Origin of the sequence: Lysinibacillus sp. NPDC097287, assembly GCF_044761695.1 — a bacterium.
GTDB lineage: Bacteria > Bacillota > Bacilli > Bacillales_A > Planococcaceae > Lysinibacillus.
This window is the reverse complement of sequence record NZ_JBIWCX010000003.1, coordinates 241,532-261,036: the sequence shown is the minus strand read 5'-3', so window position 1 is coordinate 261,036 and position 19,505 is coordinate 241,532. Positions and strand designations below refer to the sequence as shown.

Here is a 19,505-nt window from a genome sequence, read left to right as displayed (position 1 = left end):
ACAATTGAAAAATATAAACGGTAAAATTTGTGTTAGTCTATTAATAGGCAAAAAAGAGCAGTCGAGAGGGGTATAACAAAAGTATGAATAAGAAATGGTTATTACCGATTTTTGCATCATTTATGTTATTTACAACAACTCCAATAGATAACGCTGAAGCGGCAACAGCATCTGACTTATCCGCAACAGCGACTAAATATTTAGGTACTCCATATGTATATGGTGGGACAACTACAAGTGGTTTTGATTGCTCTGGATATACTTCTAAAGTGTTTGCAGACTTAGGCATTAAACTTAATCGTTCATCAGGTTCACAATATCAGCAAGGTACAGCGGTTGCAAAAAGTGATCTTCAAGTTGGAGACCTACTTTTCTTTAATACTAGTGGCAGTGGTATCTCTCATGTTGGGATATACATAGGCAACAACAAAATGATACACTCACAAACTGGTAAGGGTGTTAGTTATTCAAATGTGAATGATCCTTATTATTGGGGTCCAAGATATATTGGCGCTAAGCGTGTTGCAACATTAGATAGCGAGCAGCAAGCACAAGTGGAAAAAGTAGCAGAAGTAAAAGATTCAGCTATTGATTTTTCAGTATATGCATCTCGTGCTGAAGTAGCGGTCCAAATTGCAAAAGCATTAAACCTTGATACTTCAAATAAAGAAACTGGTTTTGTTGACATAAAACCAACGTATGAGCATGCAGGGGCAATCGCTGCTGTTGCAAAATTGGGTATCTTCGAAGGTGATTCAAACGGAAAATTTAACCCAGCTTCACCAATGACACGAGCGCAAATCGCTAAAGTATTAGTAATTGCCTTTAATATCGAGAACCAAGGTGAAAGTATTATATTTACTGATGTACCAGAAAATCACTGGGCTACCGAGTATATTTCAATTCTAGCAACTAACGGCATTACATCTGGAAACGACGATGGAAGCTTTGGTTATAACGAGATGTTAAAAGTAAAACAATTAGAAACATTTATTGAGCGAATTCAAAAATAATCAAATTCATTATCTTTCTTTTTCAATTTGAATAGGGGCTACATTTAAATTGAAAAAATGCAGGGAAAGTTCTTTTAAATAATGTATAATTTGGAGAGGGTTTGCACTAGCGAACTCTCTTCTTTTTATGAAAAATTATAGTTAAATGAGGTGATATGAAAGAAAAAAGAAATCTAAAGAGTTATATATTGTATGATGCTTTATCTAGCGAATTTTGATAGAATATACAGGTTAAGAGAACAGGAAGGGAGGAAATAAGACATTGAACATTAAAAAAATCAGTCTTATTTTATGCGTCTTATTCATTTCGGCTTCTATGTTTACTATACATAGTGCAAATGCAAGTGGAGGTTTTCAAGATATACCCCAAACGCACGAAGCTTATGAAGAGATCAATTATTTAGTTAATTTAGGTGTAATTAAGGGATATACAGAAAACGGGAAACAATATTATAAACCTGCTAACAGTGTGACACGCGGACAAGCGGCGAAAATGGCAGTTATTGCTTCAGGGAATAAGCCATTAGTCGTAAGTAAGTCTAGTTTTTCAGATGTGCAAGTAGGGACAGAGTTATCAGGTTATGTAGAACGTGCCATACAATTAGGGTATTTCTCTACAAATACAAAAGGACAATTTTTACCAAATAAGCCTATTACACGTGATGAAATGAGTCATGTTTTGACGAAGGCATTTAAATTAGATACGAGTGAATATGAAAAGATAGATTCTCCATTTTTGGATGTTGGGATCACACATCCTTATCTTAAATATGTAAATACGATTTATTATAATGGAATTACAAGAGGCAGTGGACAATATTATAATCCGAATAGTCAAGTAACACGTTCACAATTTGCATTATTTGTCGCACGTGCAAAGAGTGAAAAGTATCGTTTAGAGCTACCTGTAAAGGGTGAATCAGTACCAGATACGTCGCAAGTGATTGGATTAATCCAAGTAACAGGTAATGGCGTAAATATTCGTAAATCTAAGGATTCATCTTCATCTGCAAATATTGTGGGAACTGTCAATAAAGGCGGTAAATTATCGGTGTATGCCGTTGAAGGTGACTGGTTGAAAGTAACGTATAAAGGCGCATACGCATATATTCACAAAGATTATACTCAATTTTTAGACGCTGATGGACAAGTTTTAGGGTCCGTTCAGAAAGAAGTGACAACGGCAGCTGCTGTCAATTTATACGTAAAAGCAACTTCTACTTCTAAAGTCATTGCAACTATAAAAAGAGATGTGAAATTACCAGTTTATAAAACTGTTGGTGGTTATTATTTAACGGTAGTTGATGGTCTACCAGGCTATATTGTCGCGAATAGTACAGTTGATGTTGAAACGGAAGGGCCTGTTGAACCAACTCCACCACCTACGACACCTCCTGTTTCAGGAAATGTGTTAGGACGAGTAACGGTTGATAATCTAAATGTACGTAGTGGGGCAAATAATACTTCTACTGTTGTAGGTAAGCTGAAGAAAGGAGAGTATGTCCAAGTTGGTCAAATAAATGGCTATTGGGCAGAAATCACATTTAGCGGTCAAACAGGTTTTGTCCATAAATCATATTTAAAACTGTTAAACCAAGGCGGTAATGCATTGCAAAATCGTATTATTGTTATTGATCCAGGTCATGGCGGTAAAGATCCGGGCACAGTGAACGGTTCTAATTCAGAAAAAGCAATTACATTAAAGGTCAGCACACTTGTGAAGCAGAAGCTTGAAGCTGCTGGTGCGAAGGTATTAATGACTCGTACAGGTGATACGTACCCTTCTTTACAAGATCGTGTAGACTTTACAAATGCAAACTATGGTGAAATCTTTGTAAGTATCCATGTAAACTCGGCTGCAAATACCTCAGCCCAAGGTACTGAGACATATTATGCTATTTCAACAGGTGATATGCATCAGGAAGACGTTGATTTAGCTTCATTTGTAAATAATCAAATTGTAACGAATTTAGATATGAAAAACCGTGGTGTTAAAGAGCAACAGTTCTATGTAATTCGTAATCAGTTAATTCCTGCGATTTTAGTAGAGCTAGGCTTTTTAACGAATGATTCGGATCGTAACAAACTAACGAATGAACGTTATATAGAGTTATATGCGCAATCTATTTACAACGGGATTTTACAATATTATTCGAAACAATAATAGATTGATAGAATGGGATACCTCAAGTTCAAAGACAAGGTAGTGATTCTATTAAATAAATAAAACAGCGATTTCCCAATTCGGGAAATCGCTGTTTTCATGTTGGTGAAAAACAATTTCGTCAATGACTTCTTGTGAGGATTTATTAGAGGTTGTTCAAGGAACCCGTTGATTTCCGTTCCAGGCGGACGTTTTCCGGGGGTCAGATCACTAATCCCCAAGGAGTCGCCGCCTTCCGTTCCATTGCTTACATAGTTATCAAGTCAAGAACATGTTTTAGTATGGATCCATAATTAAGTTAATAACTCTAAATGAGCAAATGCAAATCCGATAATTAACACAAAGAAAAATTTGAAAAAGAATATGCCATTTTGATTAAAGTAAATGCTTTTGCAGATCGTATCTGTATTATGAATGGATTAATACTTTAGCAATTCGCTAGGGCCAGCCAAGGGAACGCTCGGGTAAGTGATGTAATCGCTCGGGTCAGCCAAGGGAACGCTCAGGTAATTGATGTAATCGCTCGGGCAAGCCAAGGGAACGCTCAGGTAATTGATGTAATCGCTCAGGTCAGCCAAGGGAACGCTCAGGTAAGTGATGTAATCGCTCAGGTCAGCCAAGGGAACGCTCAGGTAAGTGATGTAACCGCTCGGGTAAGCCAAGGGAACGCTCAGGTAAGCCATGTAATCGCTCAGGTAAGTGATGTAATCGCTCAGGTCAGGGGTCAAGTGCTGTGCCAAGGCGTGAGGACGAGTCCATGTGCATGAAAATAGATGGTAGTTTTTATTATGGTAGATATTTGAAGTCGATTTACTCATTATGAATTAATAAATCTATATGAATGGTCGTTAGAGTTTGTTCAAGGAACCGGCTGAGTGAAGGAATGCTCCGAAAAGGAGTGTTTTGATTTTAGAATGTTTGTTGATTTCCGATCAGGCTGAACGCCTCCGTAAAGCGTCAGCCTGATCGGAAATCAACTTCCTACAATGGTGAAGCGTAGATAATCAATACGCCTGTAATGTTATTTTGAGTTTGCGTATAGTGTGCGATTGACGAATTGTGCAAAGTTTTGTCGTGTTACAGTGTTGTTTGGTTTAAATGTATTATCCGAGTAGCCTGTGGTAATACCAAGTGCATAAAGTGCTTGTATTTCCTTATAATAAGCATGCGAAGATGGTACATCTGTAAATGTATTAGGTGAGAAGCCTTGTAGCTTGAAGCCGTTTACTAGTGCACGTGCCATGTTGGCTCGCGTCATAGGCTGATGCGCATTAATCTTACCATTTTCTAAGGAAATGATACCCTGACGAGCGCCAGTTGCTAAAACTGCGTATCCATAGTCTCCGGGTTTAATGTCACTAGCATTGAGTGTAGCTGATCCAGAAGGAGCGATGCCTAATGCACGTAATACCATTTCAGTTGCTTGTACACGTGTTAAAGTACCTTGTGGATTGAACTTTCCACCGCTGCCTTTAATAATGCCAAGTGCATGTAAGTTTTTAATATCGTAGTAAGCACCGCCAGAATTGGCTACATCTGAAAATAAAGGTGCTGTACCAATTACCGCTTTATTGGAACCTTTTACCCGTGAGAGCGTTTTAATTTCTGCGACCGTTGCAAATTTTTCATCGGCATTTTTACGATCATCGCGACCTTCTACAAATGAAGTGCGGATTGTATAAGTGCCTACTGCTAAATTACCTGGCATAAATATTTGGTATTTCTCAGAGTGTGTACTAATATCCTTTTTGTCGGCATTATCAGTTGTAGTGTCAGCAGCTAGCCCGGGAATATAGCGTTCATGTCCTTTACCAACTACATTGCCATTTGCATCTAGAATTTCTACTTTTAATGTTCCACGTGCAGGTACGTTACCGTTGTTCTTTACTGTGACAGTAGAGTAGAAGACAAATTTACCTGATGGTGCAATATAGCTTTGCACACCGTCAGAATTCAAAGAAATGCTATATTTTCTTGGTACATTGTCGTTATGATTTTCTGCAACCCAGTTTAGAGAGTGTTTCATGAAGGCTTGTGCATCTTTATCCCCTTGTGTTGTAGAGAAAGCAACTCCATTTTCGCCATCTTGCCAATCTGCTTTTTCCGTAATGTTGATGTAGTCGTAAATTTTAAAGCCAATTTGTACAACACGACCTTTACCATATTGAATGGCATGTGCTGCACCAAACTCATTTTTCTTCATAGTTTGTGGTTTATCAGTAGAATCGTAGTTCGAGAAGAACAATATTGGTGTGGAATTTCCACCTTGCCAAGGCTTAATGATTTCGACCCACTCTGTGTCGGATTTCTTCAGATTTAATGTGTTTTTTCCAAGTTCCTTTGTAGCATTTTGAGTAATTTGATGTGCTGTGTTTTTGTTACTTACTGTAGAATTACCCAACTGTATATCATCAATAAATCGAGCGTTAAATACTTCGGTTAAGTTATCCCATTCCATTACCCATGAGTCGACATCATAAATTAATGGAGATAAATCCATTTGGCCTGGTTTGGGGAATTTAGCAGATTCGTTACGTGCTGTTTGAAAAGCAAATATAGCGCCTCCACCATTATGTACATACATTTTTACGTTTTCGCGTTGCTTATGATTCATCATGACTGTATAAGAAAAAACGATAGCGTCATATTGACTTAATGATTCTAAGTTATTTAGGTCTTTTTCGTAAATTTTTTCAACATTAAAACCTTGTTGTTGATAGAGAAGGAATGCTTTTAACTCCTTGTTGTAGGTCGAGCTATAATCCACTTTAGGTGACACTGTTTGTCCTTCATATGTACCGCCGGGATGTATTGTATTGGCATATTTCTCACTGCTTTCTGAGAAAACGACACCAATTTTTTGAGTTGCTGCTTGAACTTGTGAAGGGGATAATGCTGTAAATAGCATAAAACTGCAAGTTAAGATAAGCAAAGTATAAATTTTTTTCATAATTTTCCGCCTTTTTGGTATTTTTTTTATTTCTATTTGCTAATATAGCACAACATTTATCGAATAATAGATAGTTTGTTGAAAATTGTAGAAAGATGGAATTAATGAATTTATTTCTTGCGAAAACGGTCGAATCCTTTCTATAAGTCTATTTGTTTTTATGATATAATAACATTTGTTTTATTGGGGAAAATAAAAATAACTGCATTGTTAAACGCAATGCGTAATTTACCATAGAGGAGGGCAATAACATCTATTAGATGTATTACATGTATGGATAAACTGAAAAAAGTTTTTACAAAGGTCAATAAGATTGATACATTTTCACCGTATTTCTTCTTACCTTTTATATTAGTGCTGTATTTCTTTACAAGCTTATTTGATTTCCATCGATTTGACTTATTTAATGTACGTGTGTCAATTTGGCCTGCTGTCATATTAGCGCTTGTATGCTATTACATCGGTGTGTATGTCATTGATAAACTGCAATGGACAATTCCATCATTCGGACTATCTTTCTTTGGGAAATATGTAATCCACTTTATTGTGCTATTAACATTGATTGGGTTAGCTTCTTATTTAATGATGATTTTTGGCGGTGGGTTAGGTATTTCTGATGAGTCGAATCGTCGAAATCTTGATCCAAAGTTAAACTTCTTTAGCCAATTATTATGGTTCGGCATTTTGTTATTATTGTCGTACAAAATGATTTTAGAAAAGAACATGACGTGGAAAAAGGCTCTAGTGTATGGTTCGATTTTTGCAGTCGTAATGTTCTTATTCTTATTAATGGGCTATCGTACGCCACTAATCATTATGCTATTTACAGGCATCATTATTTTCCACTACGTTGTTAAACGAGTGAAACTAACTTGGTTCCTTTCGGCATTATTCGTTATTGGTGTTGCTTTCACGATGTTCGGTTTCATGCGTGTTGTGACTGAAGATACAACGAAAGAATTTAATGACCGAAGCCAGCCAGATGTTGAGTTGTCTGTAGAGGAAGAAGAAAAACTATTGACGGTTGAACAAAAGGTAAACTTAACACCAAAATGGATGCGGGCATTGAATGGTGAAACTGTAACTGGACATATTGTGTTGAGTAAAATTATCGAATATACGCAAGAGGAAGGTTACTTAAAAGGAGAAATTCACCGTGGTATCTTCAATACCGTTTTACCAGGTGAGCAAATTTCACCACGTATGAAAGTAACAGAGGTTGTAAACTCGTTAAGTGTGGAGGAGGGTAAATATATTACTCGTCCAACAAGAACAACAACGCCGACATTTATTGGGCAATTGTTCTTAGATGGTGGTTATTTACTAGTAGCGATTGGATTCCTATTATACGGAGTACTGATTTCACTTATTTACAACAAAGTAAAACAAAGTGGTATTCGTAGCTTCCATTCAGTAGCCTACGCATTTGTGATTACGTTATTTACGGTTTCGATGCATACAGGTTTACTCGATTTAATATTTATATTAATGCTTGGCTTCGTTATTATTGCGTCGTCTGTCATTAAAACAGAAAATAATAAAGTTCGTTATTAAAAAGGTGATATCCATCGTTGCTCACTGCAGCGTGGATATCACCTTTTTGTTATTTAACTGTTTCAATAATTTGAATGTATTCTTTACTAATATAAGCAGGTCCAGTATGAAGCTTATCAGAAATAACCTCATACCAGCCATTTGCATCAGAATTTGTCACAATGACAGGCATGCCGCTACGTGCATACGTAAATAGTGGGCTATTGCCAGTTGTCGGTTCTGGACGTACGTTTAACCCTGTCGTTGTTGTTAGGCCAATTGTATACGGATTACCTGCATCTTTAAAGCCCATTGCCTTTTCAGCCCGATAATAATGGCCAGCAATTTTAGCCCCCCAATATGGATCAGATGCGTATTTTACATTGAAGCCCATTGCTTTTGAGCCAATCACAGCACCATTAGCGAAATTTTTACCAGGAGCGCCTCCAGGTGTAATGTAGTTTGGTTGTAAAAATTTCTCAATAAGTTCATTGATATTGGCTGTAACACTTTCAAAGTTTTTATTAAGTGGATTTGTATCGTATACATACAGTCCAAATAAATTATTTAGCTTTTGTGCGTGGTCACTCATACCATAAGCACTTTCATGTTGAGCAAGAGCTAATATAAGCATCGCATTAATCTGATGTTTCGCTTCCATGTCTTTTAAGGTAGTTCCTAAGCCAATTAATTTACTTTTCGTTGTAGCATCTTTATAAATGCTGGCGCCGGAACTTTCCATTTCAGCAAGTTTATTTGTAATATAATCATCAATTTCTTGTGCTGTATATTGTGTAGTAGCACGCGCAGGTAGGAATTGATAGTAGTTATAAGCATTACCTTTTGATGAACCGCTGTCATTTGTGAAATAAATACCATCCCAGCTATAGTATTTTTCATTTGGCTTCATGAAAGCAGGTGCTTTTCCATAAATATAGCTAGCAGAATATTTATTCGTGGTATGATCGTAAATCACATGTTTAATTTCACCGTTTTCATTTGAATAATATGAACGATCTTTCTTTAGTGCGAATGGGAATAAAGTAACGTCCGTTTGTTTTAAATAACCTACTTGGCCAGCTAATCGCACCTTTACTTGCGTCGCATCGCTTCCTAAGTATTCCATCTCTGTGTTCCCGGCAACAGGGATTTGATCTTTAATTGTTTCTGAAGCAAGCGCTACATATTTATTTGTTACGACAAAACCAGAAGACATTTTGATGATTTTGTCATTTTGTACGATGACTTGATTGTTTTTTGTCAGTGCTTTTTCTGCATCTGCAAAGTTTGTGAAACTTTGGTTGCCAACGAGTGCACCGTTTGAAACTTCTTTAATTATATAGGTAGAAACATTAGCTTCTTGATCACCAGCAAGAAGCATTAAACGTTGAATAAACGTAGCAGCTTGTCCGATAGTTGCATTTTTTTCTGGCATAAAGTAACCGTTTGAGCCATTAATGATTCCTAAATGCGCACCAACTGCTACGGCAGGACGGTACTCTGCGACAATTGAATCATTATCTTTAAATGTAATAGAAGAAGTACCTTTAGGGATTTTTAAATAATCGATAGCTCTTTCAAGCATTACAGCCATATGTTGTCTAGAGATGGCAGCAGTTGGTTTGAATGAGCCGTCGCTGTAACCTGTAATGATGCCCGCAGTTGCAGCAAATTTAATATCTAGCGCATAAGCATATGTATCAGGGACATCGTTGAATTGAATCTCGTTGCTCTCTGTTAGATTTAATACTTTTGATAGGTAAGAAGCAAATTCGCCACGTGTAACGTTATTATTTGCATTATAGCTACCATTTGTATCTGGGACTAAAGCATTTTTAGAGATTAAGTAACGTAGGCCATTTTCATGGGCATGACCAGTAAGTTCATCTGCAGTAGCAATACCAGGATTCCATAATAATGTAGTTATTAGTGCGAAAAGTAGTGTGACGTTTAATGTTTTTTTCATATTCTAACCTCCTATATTTCTACTTTATTTTAACAGAGAATGATAGGGGTTATAAGAGTAATTTGTTTGAACTTTATTTGTATCAACGACAAAATTAGTTCTTAAACTATGTGAAATTGAGTAAAATGACACGAATGTTTTATAGCAATCTAGGAATATTTTTGATAGTGTTATAGAAGTAAAATGTAGAAAGGAAGGTGAGAGCTCTACTCTATCAAATACACCTCGGTGTATTTAATGTCAGATTTTGAATTTAGTTTGGGTCAGCAAAAGTGGATTGAATCAATGCTACTAACTGATTTTCAAACACTATGACATTCAGTAGAGGCATTAACTTCATTCAATAAGCGTTTAGATGCGTGCTGAAGGAAGTAAGAGGAGCGCAAAAAAATGAAAAAAATAGCAAAATTATTATTGATTTTAGTCGTAATGGTGTCAATGGTTTATAGTCCGGCAAATGTATATGCATTTCAAACAGTCAAAAAGGATTATCCACTTTCTAAAGGTGTTCAGTATAAGCAATATACATACAGTAATACCAATACAAATACGATCAATCATTTGGCAATCAATGTAGGTGATCCAACGACAGAAGTGCAACTTGGTATGCCTGCAGCTGTCAATGGGAAAGAATCTACAGTAGCAAATGCAAATCGGCATTCACGCGAAGGTAATCGAGTAGTTGGTGCCATTAATGCAAGTTTTTACAATATGTCAGAAGGGTACCCATTGTTTTTACTCGCTAGAAATAATGTAATCCTAAATGGTGGAGCTGTTTCAAGCGGTTCCGACCAATATATGAACGTGCCTACTGCTTTCGGGATGACTGCAGATGGTAAAGGGATGATCGACTATTTTGATTTTGATATAGCACTTTCTCATAAAGGTTCGAATTATGAAATGTCTGGCTTAAATCGCATACGAAATATTCATGAGGCTGTGATTTATACACCTCAGTTTTATAGTAAAACAACAGATACGAATGAGTTCGGTTTTGAAATCGTAGTGGATACTGGAGCACCGATTACTGAAAATACATTCGGTCAAACATTAACAGGGACAGTTACACAAATAAAACCGTATGGCTCTAAAGAAAAATTAGCAATTCCTTCTACTGGCTTTGTCGTATCACTTCAAGGTGGGGATTGGCATAATAAGCTAGGTCACGTAGCAATTGGTGATGAAATGAGTGTAAACTTCTCAATCGATCAACTATGGCAAAACGCACAATTTATGCTAGCAAGTGGACCGTATCTAGTAAGAGATAACAAACCTTATATTATGATGAGCACAACAAGCGCGCGTGCAAAAGAAATTGCTCCACGTACAGTTGTAGCAACAAGTGATAATGGGAATAAGGTACATTTCATTACGGTAGATGGTCGTCAAAGCCATAGTAAAGGCATGAACATGGTCCAGCTAGCAAACTACTTAGTAGCACTTGGAGTCGAAAAGGCCATAAACCTTGACGGTGGTGGTTCGACGACAATGGGTATTCGTAATTATGGAAGTAATAATGTCGTACTAGCAAATCTACCTTCCAATTCAGGTAACACACAACGTTTAGTATCAGCAACATTACTTGCAGCAAGTAATGCACCAACTGGTAAGGCAACGCATATTAAGTTCTCTAACAGTACAAACAATGCAACGATGTTAGTAGGCGCATCTTCTAGTGTAGCTGTTCAATATGTGTTAGATGAAAACTATAATGCACTCCCACTTGATGGGCATTTATCATTAGCTTCACAAAATGAAACATTATCGATTAACGGCTTAAGCTACACAGCTACTCAGGCTGGTGATGATCGTATTTATATTGGACATGATGGCACAGCTGTTCAATCGTTTCCTGTTAAGATTGTAGACGCACCTACGAGTTTAACGATTGCGCCAAGCGCGAAAACAGTAAGTGCAGGCGAAACGGTAGACTTTAAAGTAGATGCAAAAGATGATAGCGGTAAAGCGATTGTCTACGATGCTTCTCAAGTAAAATGGTCAGTTGAAGGTAATATTGGAACGATTACAAGTAACGGTAAATTTACCGCACAAAATCCAGGTTCTACGGGCAAAATAGTTGCTACATTAGGTACGAAAAGTGAATCTGTCACTGTGACTGTAGCAAAACCAGCTTTGTTTAAAGATATTCCAAACAACTATACGTATTTTAAGGAAGTAGAGTATTTAACGTCGAATAAAATAATTACTGGATATTCTGATGGCACATTTAAACCAAATAACAAGCTTACACGTGCACATGCGGCGGTAATTATTAGCCGTGCATTAGGTTTAAATACGTCAAATGTGAAAAATCCAAGCTTTAAGGATATACCAGCTAATCATATTTACTATAAGGAAATTGCAGCAGTTGCTGAAGCGGGTATTATGAGTGGTCGAGAAAATAATAAGTTTGACCCAGATGCAACATTAACTCGTGCCCAAATGGCGAAAATTGTGGCAATAGCTTACGACTTGAAAGGGACGAGCAATATCGTATTCAAGGACGTGCCAAAGAATGACTGGGCATACACGTACATTCAGCAGCTAGCTGCTAATAACATTACAACAGGCTATGCAGGTAATCTTTATAAACCAAACGAGTCAATTAGTCGTGTTCACTTTGGATTGTTCTTATACAGAGCAATTCATCAATAAAAATAGGCGATTTCACATATAATTTTATGTGAAGTCGCCTTTTTACTATTTTTAAAAAGAAAGAAAATGCTCATATGTGGTATAATCTCTGTATTAAAAAGTAAAAGGATGTAGTTGAATGAAAATAGGTATTGTGGGGAATTACGGCAATGATAATAATGGTGATGAATCCATATTATTCGGCATTCTTCAACAAGTAAAACAAACATTTTCGGTAACCAATGAGGACATTACCGTTTTTAGTAATAACACACAACAAACATCCGAACGCTACGGGGTACATAGCTATCCATTGTATTATAAAAAGGGTAATTTATATAAAACGTTTATCCATACATTTAGAAACAATAAAGAGTATGTATCGAATTTTGACCTCCTTATTATTGGTGGCGGCGGTATTTTGATGGATTTTTATAGACGTGAGGCCCACCTTTATTTAACGTATGCAATGATGGCAAAGCAATGTAATATTCCGTACATTATTTATGGATGTGGAGCAGGCCCACTTGATACATTATCAGGGAAAATTAGTATTCGTTTAATGTGTCGTTATGCAGCCAATATTTCTGTACGTGACCCGCAGTCGAAACAATTACTACAAAGCATTGGTGTAAAGAAGCCAATAGAAGTTATCGGTGACCCAGCGTTTACATTGAAAATGGACCGTGAAAGCTATTCTGAAAAGCCTATGAATATTGGCGTTTCGGCGGTTCCTTATTATAATGCAAACTATTGGCCAGAGGGTGACGTTATAAAATATGAAAAGTATATTACAAGCATGGCAAAAAACCTCGATAATGTAATTGCCAATCAAAATGTAAATATCACATTTTTTGCAACGAAATTTCCGCAGGATGTAACAGTTACAAAAGATATTCAAAAGAAAATGCAATTTAGTCAGCAGACAAGCATTATTGATGAAAATCTTGTACCTGAGCGTTTGTTAGAAGTAACAGGTGCGCTAGATATCGTGATTGGGACAAGATTACATTCCTTAATACTTGCAACAAATTCTGAGACACCGATTATTGCTGTGTCTTACCATACGAAAGTGCAAGACTTTATGTCCTTTGTTGATGCATCAGATCGTTGCTTACAAATGCAAGATTTGCAGGATGATGAGGGAGCTTTATCAGATATAGTTGGAAGACTAAGTAGCAATTGGCAACAATCAATTGCAGAGACGAAACAAATTGCTACACATGTTCATCAAGAGGCTATGCATGGTCAGGAATTAATGAAAAAGGCAGTGACACGTCTATGAAAAAAATTCTCGTCATTAGTAATATGTATCCAACATCTAATCATTTATCATTTGGCATTTTTGTGAAAAATCAAGTCACTGCATTAGAAAAGGCAGGGCTAAATGTAGAAATAGCTGTTAATACAAACCCAGCGACCGGCAAGAAAAACACGATTGCGAAATATTCAAAATGGGGAATTTCCACATTGATGAAAGGCTTTAAAGGTCGGAAAAGCATTGATGTGACACATGCACATTATGTCTTTCCATCAGGTATGCTGTCGTTGTTATTAAAGAAACTATTTGGTATTCCGTTCATTGTAACGGCACACGGTGGAGATATTGAACGTATGGCTAAAAAGAGCCTAAGAATACGTAACTGGACGGCGAGTATTTTAAATGAAAGTGAGCATATTATCGCAGTAGGTCCTGTACTAGCTCAGCAAATTGAACAGGATTTCGATATTGCTAAAGGAAAGATTTCGATTGTCAGTATGGGTGTGAACCGCGAAGTATTCACAAAGGGAGAACAAGCTACTGTTCGAAAGAAATTGCAATTAGCATCTGAGCCATTTATTTTCCTTTTTGTTGGTAATGTTATTAAACAAAAAGGGGTAGAGGAGCTGCTACAAGCATTTCAAATGATTAAGACGAAAGTTAGTCGCCCAGTGGAGCTGGTGATTATAGGCTCAAGAAGAGATGAGAATTTTGTACAGTCATTGCACCCATTCATTAGTGAAGAGGTTCGCTTTGTAGATCCATTAAAGCAGACAGAACTTGTTGAGTGGTTCCAAGCAAGTGATGTCTTTGTATTACCATCGCATTTAGAAGGTTTTGGACTTGTTGCCCTAGAAGCATTAGCGACAGATACACCTGTCATTGCTTCAGAGGTAGGTGGACTGGTGTCGCTTCTTGGTAACGGTGCGGGGCATTTAGTTGCACCTAAGAATGCTATTGCATTGTCAGAGGAACTACTGCGAGCAGTAAATACACCAAAAGAGCAATATATGAATCATGAAGCGGTTGAAAATGTGTTAGCCATTCATGATGAAAAGAATATTACTGCACAATGTATTGAGATTTATAAGTCGGCCATTAAAGGTGGCGAAGGCTTATGAACAAATTTATAAAAATTGTTGGGGCAGTCGCTATTATTAATATTGTTGCTCGTGTGTTTGGTTTTTTACGTGAAATGATCATAGGTATTCAATATGGTAGTGGCCATATTTCCGATAGTATTTTCACTGCGTATATGATTCCGAATTTTTTATATTTGGTAGTGGGTGGGGCATTTACGACTGCTGTTATCTCCATTTATAACAGGGAAACGACGGACCGCCCATTATTCGTCAAACAGTCATTTACAATTATTATTACGACAGTATCACTAATGACTTTAATTTTGTTAGTCTTTGCAAATCCAATTTTAGAAAGTTTTAATCAGGATAAAAGCCTTAGCCAAAGTGATTTAGAGACGACGAAGAATCTCTATTACTGGATGATGCCGTCATCTATTTTACTTGTTTTGTCTTCTTGGTACAGCGGTTTACTAAATGTTAATCAAAAATTCCATTTATCGAGTTTTGCGATATTAATTTACAATGCAATTTTCTTAGTAATCGCAGTTGTATTATCGATTAAAATCGGACCAATAGGGTATGGTATTAGTGCATTAGCAAGTGCGGCGATAATGGTGTATTTTTTAATTATCGGCTACCGTAAATTAGATTCGTATAAGGTTGGTTTTTCGTTTGAACGTAATTTATCATCGAAAGAGTTATGGATTATGGTTGTGCCTATTATGCTTGGCGGTGCAACGATTCAACTTTATGCACTGATACAACGCTATGTTGCGGGACTACTACAATTAGAAGGGGCAGTTTCATCTATTAACTTTGCATCAAAATTGATGCAATTCCCACAGGCTATTTTAATTACGGCCGTAACGACAGTTATTTATCCTATTTTAAGTCAGAAGGAAGCCAACAATGACCATGCTTCCATAAAACGCTTGTACTCTAAAGGGTTACATTATTTACTTTTGTTACTTGTTCCAGTGACAATTTACTCTTACTTTTATTCGGAAAACTTGATACAGGTTGTTTTCGAATACAAAAATTTCGACGAGCAATCAACAGCAAATACTGTACCAGTGTTTGCAATCTTCGTACTGTCTATGTATTTCCTTGCAGCGAACACCTATATTACGCGTTTTTACTATGCCAAGGGAGACTCGTTGGTACCAGTAGTATTTAGTTTATTAAATGTTTTTGCTGTAAATATTGCTGTGATTTTTTTACTTGTTGATTCAACTGGGGTAGTATCAATTGCATGGGGTACACTAATTAGTTCGATTGTGAACTTTGTAATGTTAGTTGTATACGCAAGCTTCAAGTATGATCTGAAAATGGGTATTTTCAGTAAAGAATTGCAGTTCCTAAGAGCGATTCCACCAATGATTATTATTTTTATAGTCGTATATTTCTCAAGTAAATACTTAGTGTTTGACTATAAATGGGTGACATTTATTGTAGGCCTTTTAATCTTTAGTGCTACAGTAGTCGGTTCATATTTGTTGTTTGGTGTAAAAGAAGTTAAAGAATTAACGGACAAATTGAAACGAAAGTTTTTAAAACACTAACAAAAAGACAGTGGTTCCTAATTTTGAGGAAACCACTGTTTTTTGTTTTAAAAAATGTAGGTAGGGGGAATGAGGCAAAAGGAATGGAAGAAGAAATGAAAGGTAGAAGTGCAATGAAAATGGAGGGGACTTATAAGAAAGATATTATACAGAGAGTAGCTGTTTTTTTGATATACAGGTAAAAATCCGCGTAGACTCCTGCGGGAACAGCACTAGATGTAAGACGCAACAAACCGCGCGTAGCGAGGGTTGCGACTTACGCTGTGCCGCGGAAAGCGAAGCGGATTTTTACTATATAGAAAGCCAGTTGTTCTGCTTAAAGGGACTTATTGGACTTCTCCATTTTTTACTTTGCAACAGCTATATGAAGGTAGGTACCTTGTTTTAACTTAGTGCCTTTTGCTGTTTGAAGTGTTGGATGTACGAGTAACATGTACTCTTGTCCTTTTTCTAAAGGTGTTGTTGGTGTAATAAGTAATGAATCGCCTTTTTGAACTGTGGCCGTACAGGCGACCTCATCGCCTCCTAGAGAAACTAATTGAACGCTTTCTTTAGGAACAGTAGTGGCTAACTTTTGTGAAAAATTCACTGTGAAATTTTTTGTAGTTGATACATTTTTTAAGCTTTTTTGTTCTTGATAATTTGTATATTGTTCTTTTAAAGCATCATAATGCGCCTTATAAATAGGGTCTGACTTAGTTTGAATACTTGGAGTAACACCCTTTTCATGAATCGTTTTACCGTTTGGTCCTGTAAACTTTCCGACTGTTAATTTTAAATAACTACCATCTTGTAATTCAAAGAAGCCTTGCATGGCGCCTTTGCCGTAAGTTGTTTCACCGTATAAAATAGCCGCTTTTTGATCTTGTAGTGAAGCAGCAACCATTTCTGCTGCACTAGCGCTATAGCGATTGACAAGTACACGTGTATTTACAGGGAATTTGATGCTTTGCTGTACAGTTTTTACTACCTTAGATGCATGTGCTTCTTCCAGTAAATATGCAATCTTTGCTTTCGGAAATAATCCGGATAATTCATCTGCTGTAGTTACATAACCTCCACCATTATTTTGTAGATCTAAAATAAAGGATGAAGCGCCTCTTTGCTTAAGTTGTGTAAGAGCATTTTTCACTAATTTTGCCCCATCTTCAGAAAAAGATGACATTGAAATATAGCCGATATCTCCAAATAATAATCCAGATTCAACATTCGGTAATGTGAATAGTTTACGGGTAATGGTCTTTTCAGAAGTACGATCATCTTCGTGTAACACTGTTACTTTTACTTGCGTGTTTTCTTTACCGGTAAGAAGTGTAGAGACTTCTTGTACAGAGCTTCCGATAATGGATTGACCATTTACTGTAGTGATAATATCGCCAGCTACAAGGCCTGCAGAAGAGGCACCACTGCCGTCAATGACCTGTAAAATATGAATCCCATCATCATGTTCTTCAATAACAACCCCAATTCCAGTTGTAGAGAGGTTAATGCTATTTGTGTATTCATAATACTCTTCTTTCGTAAAGTACGTTGAATAAGGATCTAGCATATCAATAATTTCTGGTATGGTCTTTGCAGTATTTAAATTTCCATCAATTGTACCAACATAATTTTCTGTAATGATTTCTTTTATTTCTTTGACGAGCTGTTCATTTGTAGCAGCAGAAGACTGATCTAATGATAAGACAAACAAACTAATGATGAAAAGTAAAGACCACAATACTTTTTTCAATATCTGCACCTCTTTTCTAAATATCTCCATTATATATGAATTTTTGAAATACAGCGAATACAAAAAAGACACGCTACCGATAAAGGTTTACGTGTCTCTTATGATGTCCTCTATTTGGACAATTTATGAATGACAATACCGATTGCTGCTCCGACTATTGCTGGAATAAGCCAACCAAGACTTTGCTCATGAAATGGTAGTGTATTCAACAAATTCTCATAAAGCGGAATTTGGACATTCAGCTGTTTTAATCCATCATATATACTCACAAAGAATGTAGGGATTAACGCTAAAATATAGACGATACGTCCACCTTTGAAAAAGTTATCTGCAAGAGATAATACCATTAATACCATCGCAAGTGGATAGATGATTAATAAAACTGGAAGCGAAGTATTAATAAGAGTTGATAGTCCAAAATTAGTAATGATTAAACTGAAAATCGTGAAAACAATAATATATGTTTTATAAGATATTTTAGGGAATAATCGGTTAAAATATTGCGCATTGGCACTTAATAGACCTACTGCTGTAGAAATACAAGCGAGTAAAATAGTAACTGATAAAATAATGCTACCAAGATTACCAAATAACACAGCTGCTGATTTAGCAATGATAATACCACCATTATCAGAAGCACCAATTACATCTATACTAGTATTACCGATTTGACCAAGAGATATATAAACAAATGCTAACCCAATTGCTGCTACAACACCTGCAAAAATTGTAGTTTTCACTTGTTTTTTAGGATCATGCATGCCCATACCGCGTAATGCTTGTAAAATAACAATTCCAAAAACAAGTGCACCTAATACATCCATTGTTAAATAGCCTTGAATGAAACCTTCAGAGAATGGTGCTGTAACATAGTTACCAATTGCATCACCAGGATTGCCCATTGGTGTCACGAAGCTCTTGACAGCTAATACTACTATTACAAGTAAAAGAATAGGTGTCAAAAGTTTACCAACACGATCGACAAGTTTTTTTGGGTTCAGAGCTAAGTAAAGAATTAACATATAAAATAGTACAGAAGTAATGAATAATGGTGCCCAGTGATTGGCTGTTGCCTCTGATAGGAAAGGTGCAATGCCGATTTCATAGGACACAGAGCCTGTACGAGGTACTGCGAAAAATGGCCCAATAGCTAAATAAACAATTGAAGTAAAAACTATGCCGAAAATAGGTCCCACACGATTCGCAAGAAGTTGTAAATCGCCTCCTGCTTTTGCCACAGCAACAATGGCGAGTAGCGGTAAACCTACACCAGTTATTAAGAAACCAAACATTGCCGGGACCATATTTTCGCCGGCTTGTTGACCAAGTAGTGGTGGGAAGATAATGTTTCCTGCTCCAAGGAACAAGGCAAAAAGCAATAAGCCAACTGCTAGATTCTCTTTGATGAAGCACATGATGTTTTTCATAGAAAATAGAAACTCCTTTAAATTGAAAAGATGAAACTTTCAAATAATTTTAAATACAGATGTGTATGTTATCATATTATTATTAATTATACAATTAAATTACTATCGTAATCTAGTAGCAAATCATAGCATTTTATATGAGTTGCTATAATGTTCAGAAAATAGTCAGTATTTCCGATAT

Annotated in this window: 11 protein-coding genes; 7 read left to right on the top strand and 4 right to left on the bottom strand. The window is 36.5% G+C overall.

The genetic code is table 11. The features are described from left to right. Nucleotides 1-83 precede the first annotated feature (83 nt). Nucleotides 84-1,013, top strand: coding sequence for a C40 family peptidase (locus ACIQ2D_RS06670; protein WP_402861288.1), 930 nt, complete (start codon nucleotides 84-86; stop codon nucleotides 1,011-1,013). Between the two features lie 262 nt (nucleotides 1,014-1,275). Continuing rightward, entirely contained in the window at nucleotides 1,276-3,177 is a 1,902-nt protein-coding gene (locus ACIQ2D_RS06665; RefSeq protein ID WP_402861285.1) for an N-acetylmuramoyl-L-alanine amidase, read from the top strand. A 1,021-nt stretch (nucleotides 3,178-4,198) separates the two neighbouring features. Here the strand turns inward: ACIQ2D_RS06665 and ACIQ2D_RS06660 are convergent. Continuing rightward, nucleotides 4,199-6,127 carry an S-layer homology domain-containing protein gene (locus ACIQ2D_RS06660; protein WP_402861282.1) on the bottom strand — a complete coding sequence of 643 codons (1,929 nt, stop codon included), beginning with the start codon at nucleotides 6,125-6,127 and terminating at the stop codon, nucleotides 4,199-4,201. A 273-nt stretch (nucleotides 6,128-6,400) separates the two neighbouring features. On the opposite strand from ACIQ2D_RS06660, the gene ACIQ2D_RS06655 reads away from it, so the two are divergent. After that, the gene (locus ACIQ2D_RS06655; RefSeq protein ID WP_402861280.1) at nucleotides 6,401-7,681 is read left to right on the top strand and encodes an oligosaccharide repeat unit polymerase; all 1,281 of its coding nucleotides are present in this window, start codon (nucleotides 6,401-6,403) and stop codon (nucleotides 7,679-7,681) included. 49 nt (nucleotides 7,682-7,730) lie between these two features. Here ACIQ2D_RS06655 and ACIQ2D_RS06650 read toward each other — a convergent pair whose 3' ends face one another. After that, nucleotides 7,731-9,626 carry an S-layer homology domain-containing protein gene (locus ACIQ2D_RS06650; protein ID WP_402861277.1) on the bottom strand — a complete coding sequence of 632 codons (1,896 nt, stop codon included), beginning with the start codon at nucleotides 9,624-9,626 and terminating at the stop codon, nucleotides 7,731-7,733. Nucleotides 9,627-10,016: 390 nt separating this feature from the next. Between ACIQ2D_RS06650 and ACIQ2D_RS06645 the strand changes: the two genes are divergently transcribed. From ACIQ2D_RS06645 to murJ, 4 genes are all read left to right on the top strand, one after another. Further along, entirely contained in the window at nucleotides 10,017-12,281 is a 2,265-nt protein-coding gene (locus ACIQ2D_RS06645) for an S-layer homology domain-containing protein (protein ID WP_402861274.1), read from the top strand. Between the two features lie 118 nt (nucleotides 12,282-12,399). Further along, nucleotides 12,400-13,545: a polysaccharide pyruvyl transferase family protein gene (locus ACIQ2D_RS06640; protein ID WP_402861271.1), complete on the top strand. Its 1,146-nt coding sequence runs from the start codon at nucleotides 12,400-12,402 to the stop codon at nucleotides 13,543-13,545. Then, nucleotides 13,542-14,642 carry a glycosyltransferase gene (locus tag ACIQ2D_RS06635; RefSeq protein ID WP_402861268.1) on the top strand — a complete coding sequence of 367 codons (1,101 nt, stop codon included), beginning with the start codon at nucleotides 13,542-13,544 and terminating at the stop codon, nucleotides 14,640-14,642. The genes ACIQ2D_RS06640 and ACIQ2D_RS06635 overlap by 4 nt, the downstream gene beginning before the upstream one ends. After that, a complete protein-coding gene (murJ, locus tag ACIQ2D_RS06630; RefSeq protein ID WP_402861265.1) occupies nucleotides 14,639-16,165 on the top strand; it encodes a murein biosynthesis integral membrane protein MurJ in 1,527 nt (508 codons plus the stop codon). Before ACIQ2D_RS06635 ends, murJ begins: the two co-directional genes overlap by 4 nt. Nucleotides 16,166-16,511: 346 nt before the next feature. Here murJ and ACIQ2D_RS06625 read toward each other — a convergent pair whose 3' ends face one another. Both ACIQ2D_RS06625 and brnQ read right to left on the bottom strand, forming a co-directional pair. Beyond that, a complete protein-coding gene (locus ACIQ2D_RS06625) occupies nucleotides 16,512-17,906 on the bottom strand; it encodes a S41 family peptidase (RefSeq protein WP_402861681.1) in 1,395 nt (464 codons plus the stop codon). A gap of 101 nt (nucleotides 17,907-18,007) precedes the next feature. Beyond that, nucleotides 18,008-19,324, bottom strand: coding sequence for a branched-chain amino acid transport system II carrier protein (gene brnQ / locus ACIQ2D_RS06620; protein WP_402861262.1), 1,317 nt, complete (start codon nucleotides 19,322-19,324; stop codon nucleotides 18,008-18,010). Nucleotides 19,325-19,505 lie beyond the last annotated feature (181 nt).

What these genes read in the sequence shown, in the direction of transcription:
- ACIQ2D_RS06635 (WP_402861268.1), top strand. Translation starts at nt 13,542, where the DNA reads ATGAAAAAAATTCTCGTCATTAGTAATATGTATCCAACATCTAATCAT.
- ACIQ2D_RS06660 (WP_402861282.1), bottom strand. Translation starts at nt 6,127, where the DNA reads ATGAAAAAAATTTATACTTTGCTTATCTTAACTTGCAGTTTTATGCTA.
- ACIQ2D_RS06650 (WP_402861277.1), bottom strand. Translation starts at nt 9,626, where the DNA reads ATGAAAAAAACATTAAACGTCACACTACTTTTCGCACTAATAACTACA.
- murJ (WP_402861265.1), top strand. Translation starts at nt 14,639, where the DNA reads ATGAACAAATTTATAAAAATTGTTGGGGCAGTCGCTATTATTAATATT.
- ACIQ2D_RS06645 (WP_402861274.1), top strand. Translation starts at nt 10,017, where the DNA reads ATGAAAAAAATAGCAAAATTATTATTGATTTTAGTCGTAATGGTGTCA.
- ACIQ2D_RS06640 (WP_402861271.1), top strand. Translation starts at nt 12,400, where the DNA reads ATGAAAATAGGTATTGTGGGGAATTACGGCAATGATAATAATGGTGAT.
- ACIQ2D_RS06655 (WP_402861280.1), top strand. Translation starts at nt 6,401, where the DNA reads ATGGATAAACTGAAAAAAGTTTTTACAAAGGTCAATAAGATTGATACA.
- ACIQ2D_RS06670 (WP_402861288.1), top strand. Translation starts at nt 84, where the DNA reads ATGAATAAGAAATGGTTATTACCGATTTTTGCATCATTTATGTTATTT.
- brnQ (WP_402861262.1), bottom strand. Translation starts at nt 19,324, where the DNA reads ATGAAAAACATCATGTGCTTCATCAAAGAGAATCTAGCAGTTGGCTTA.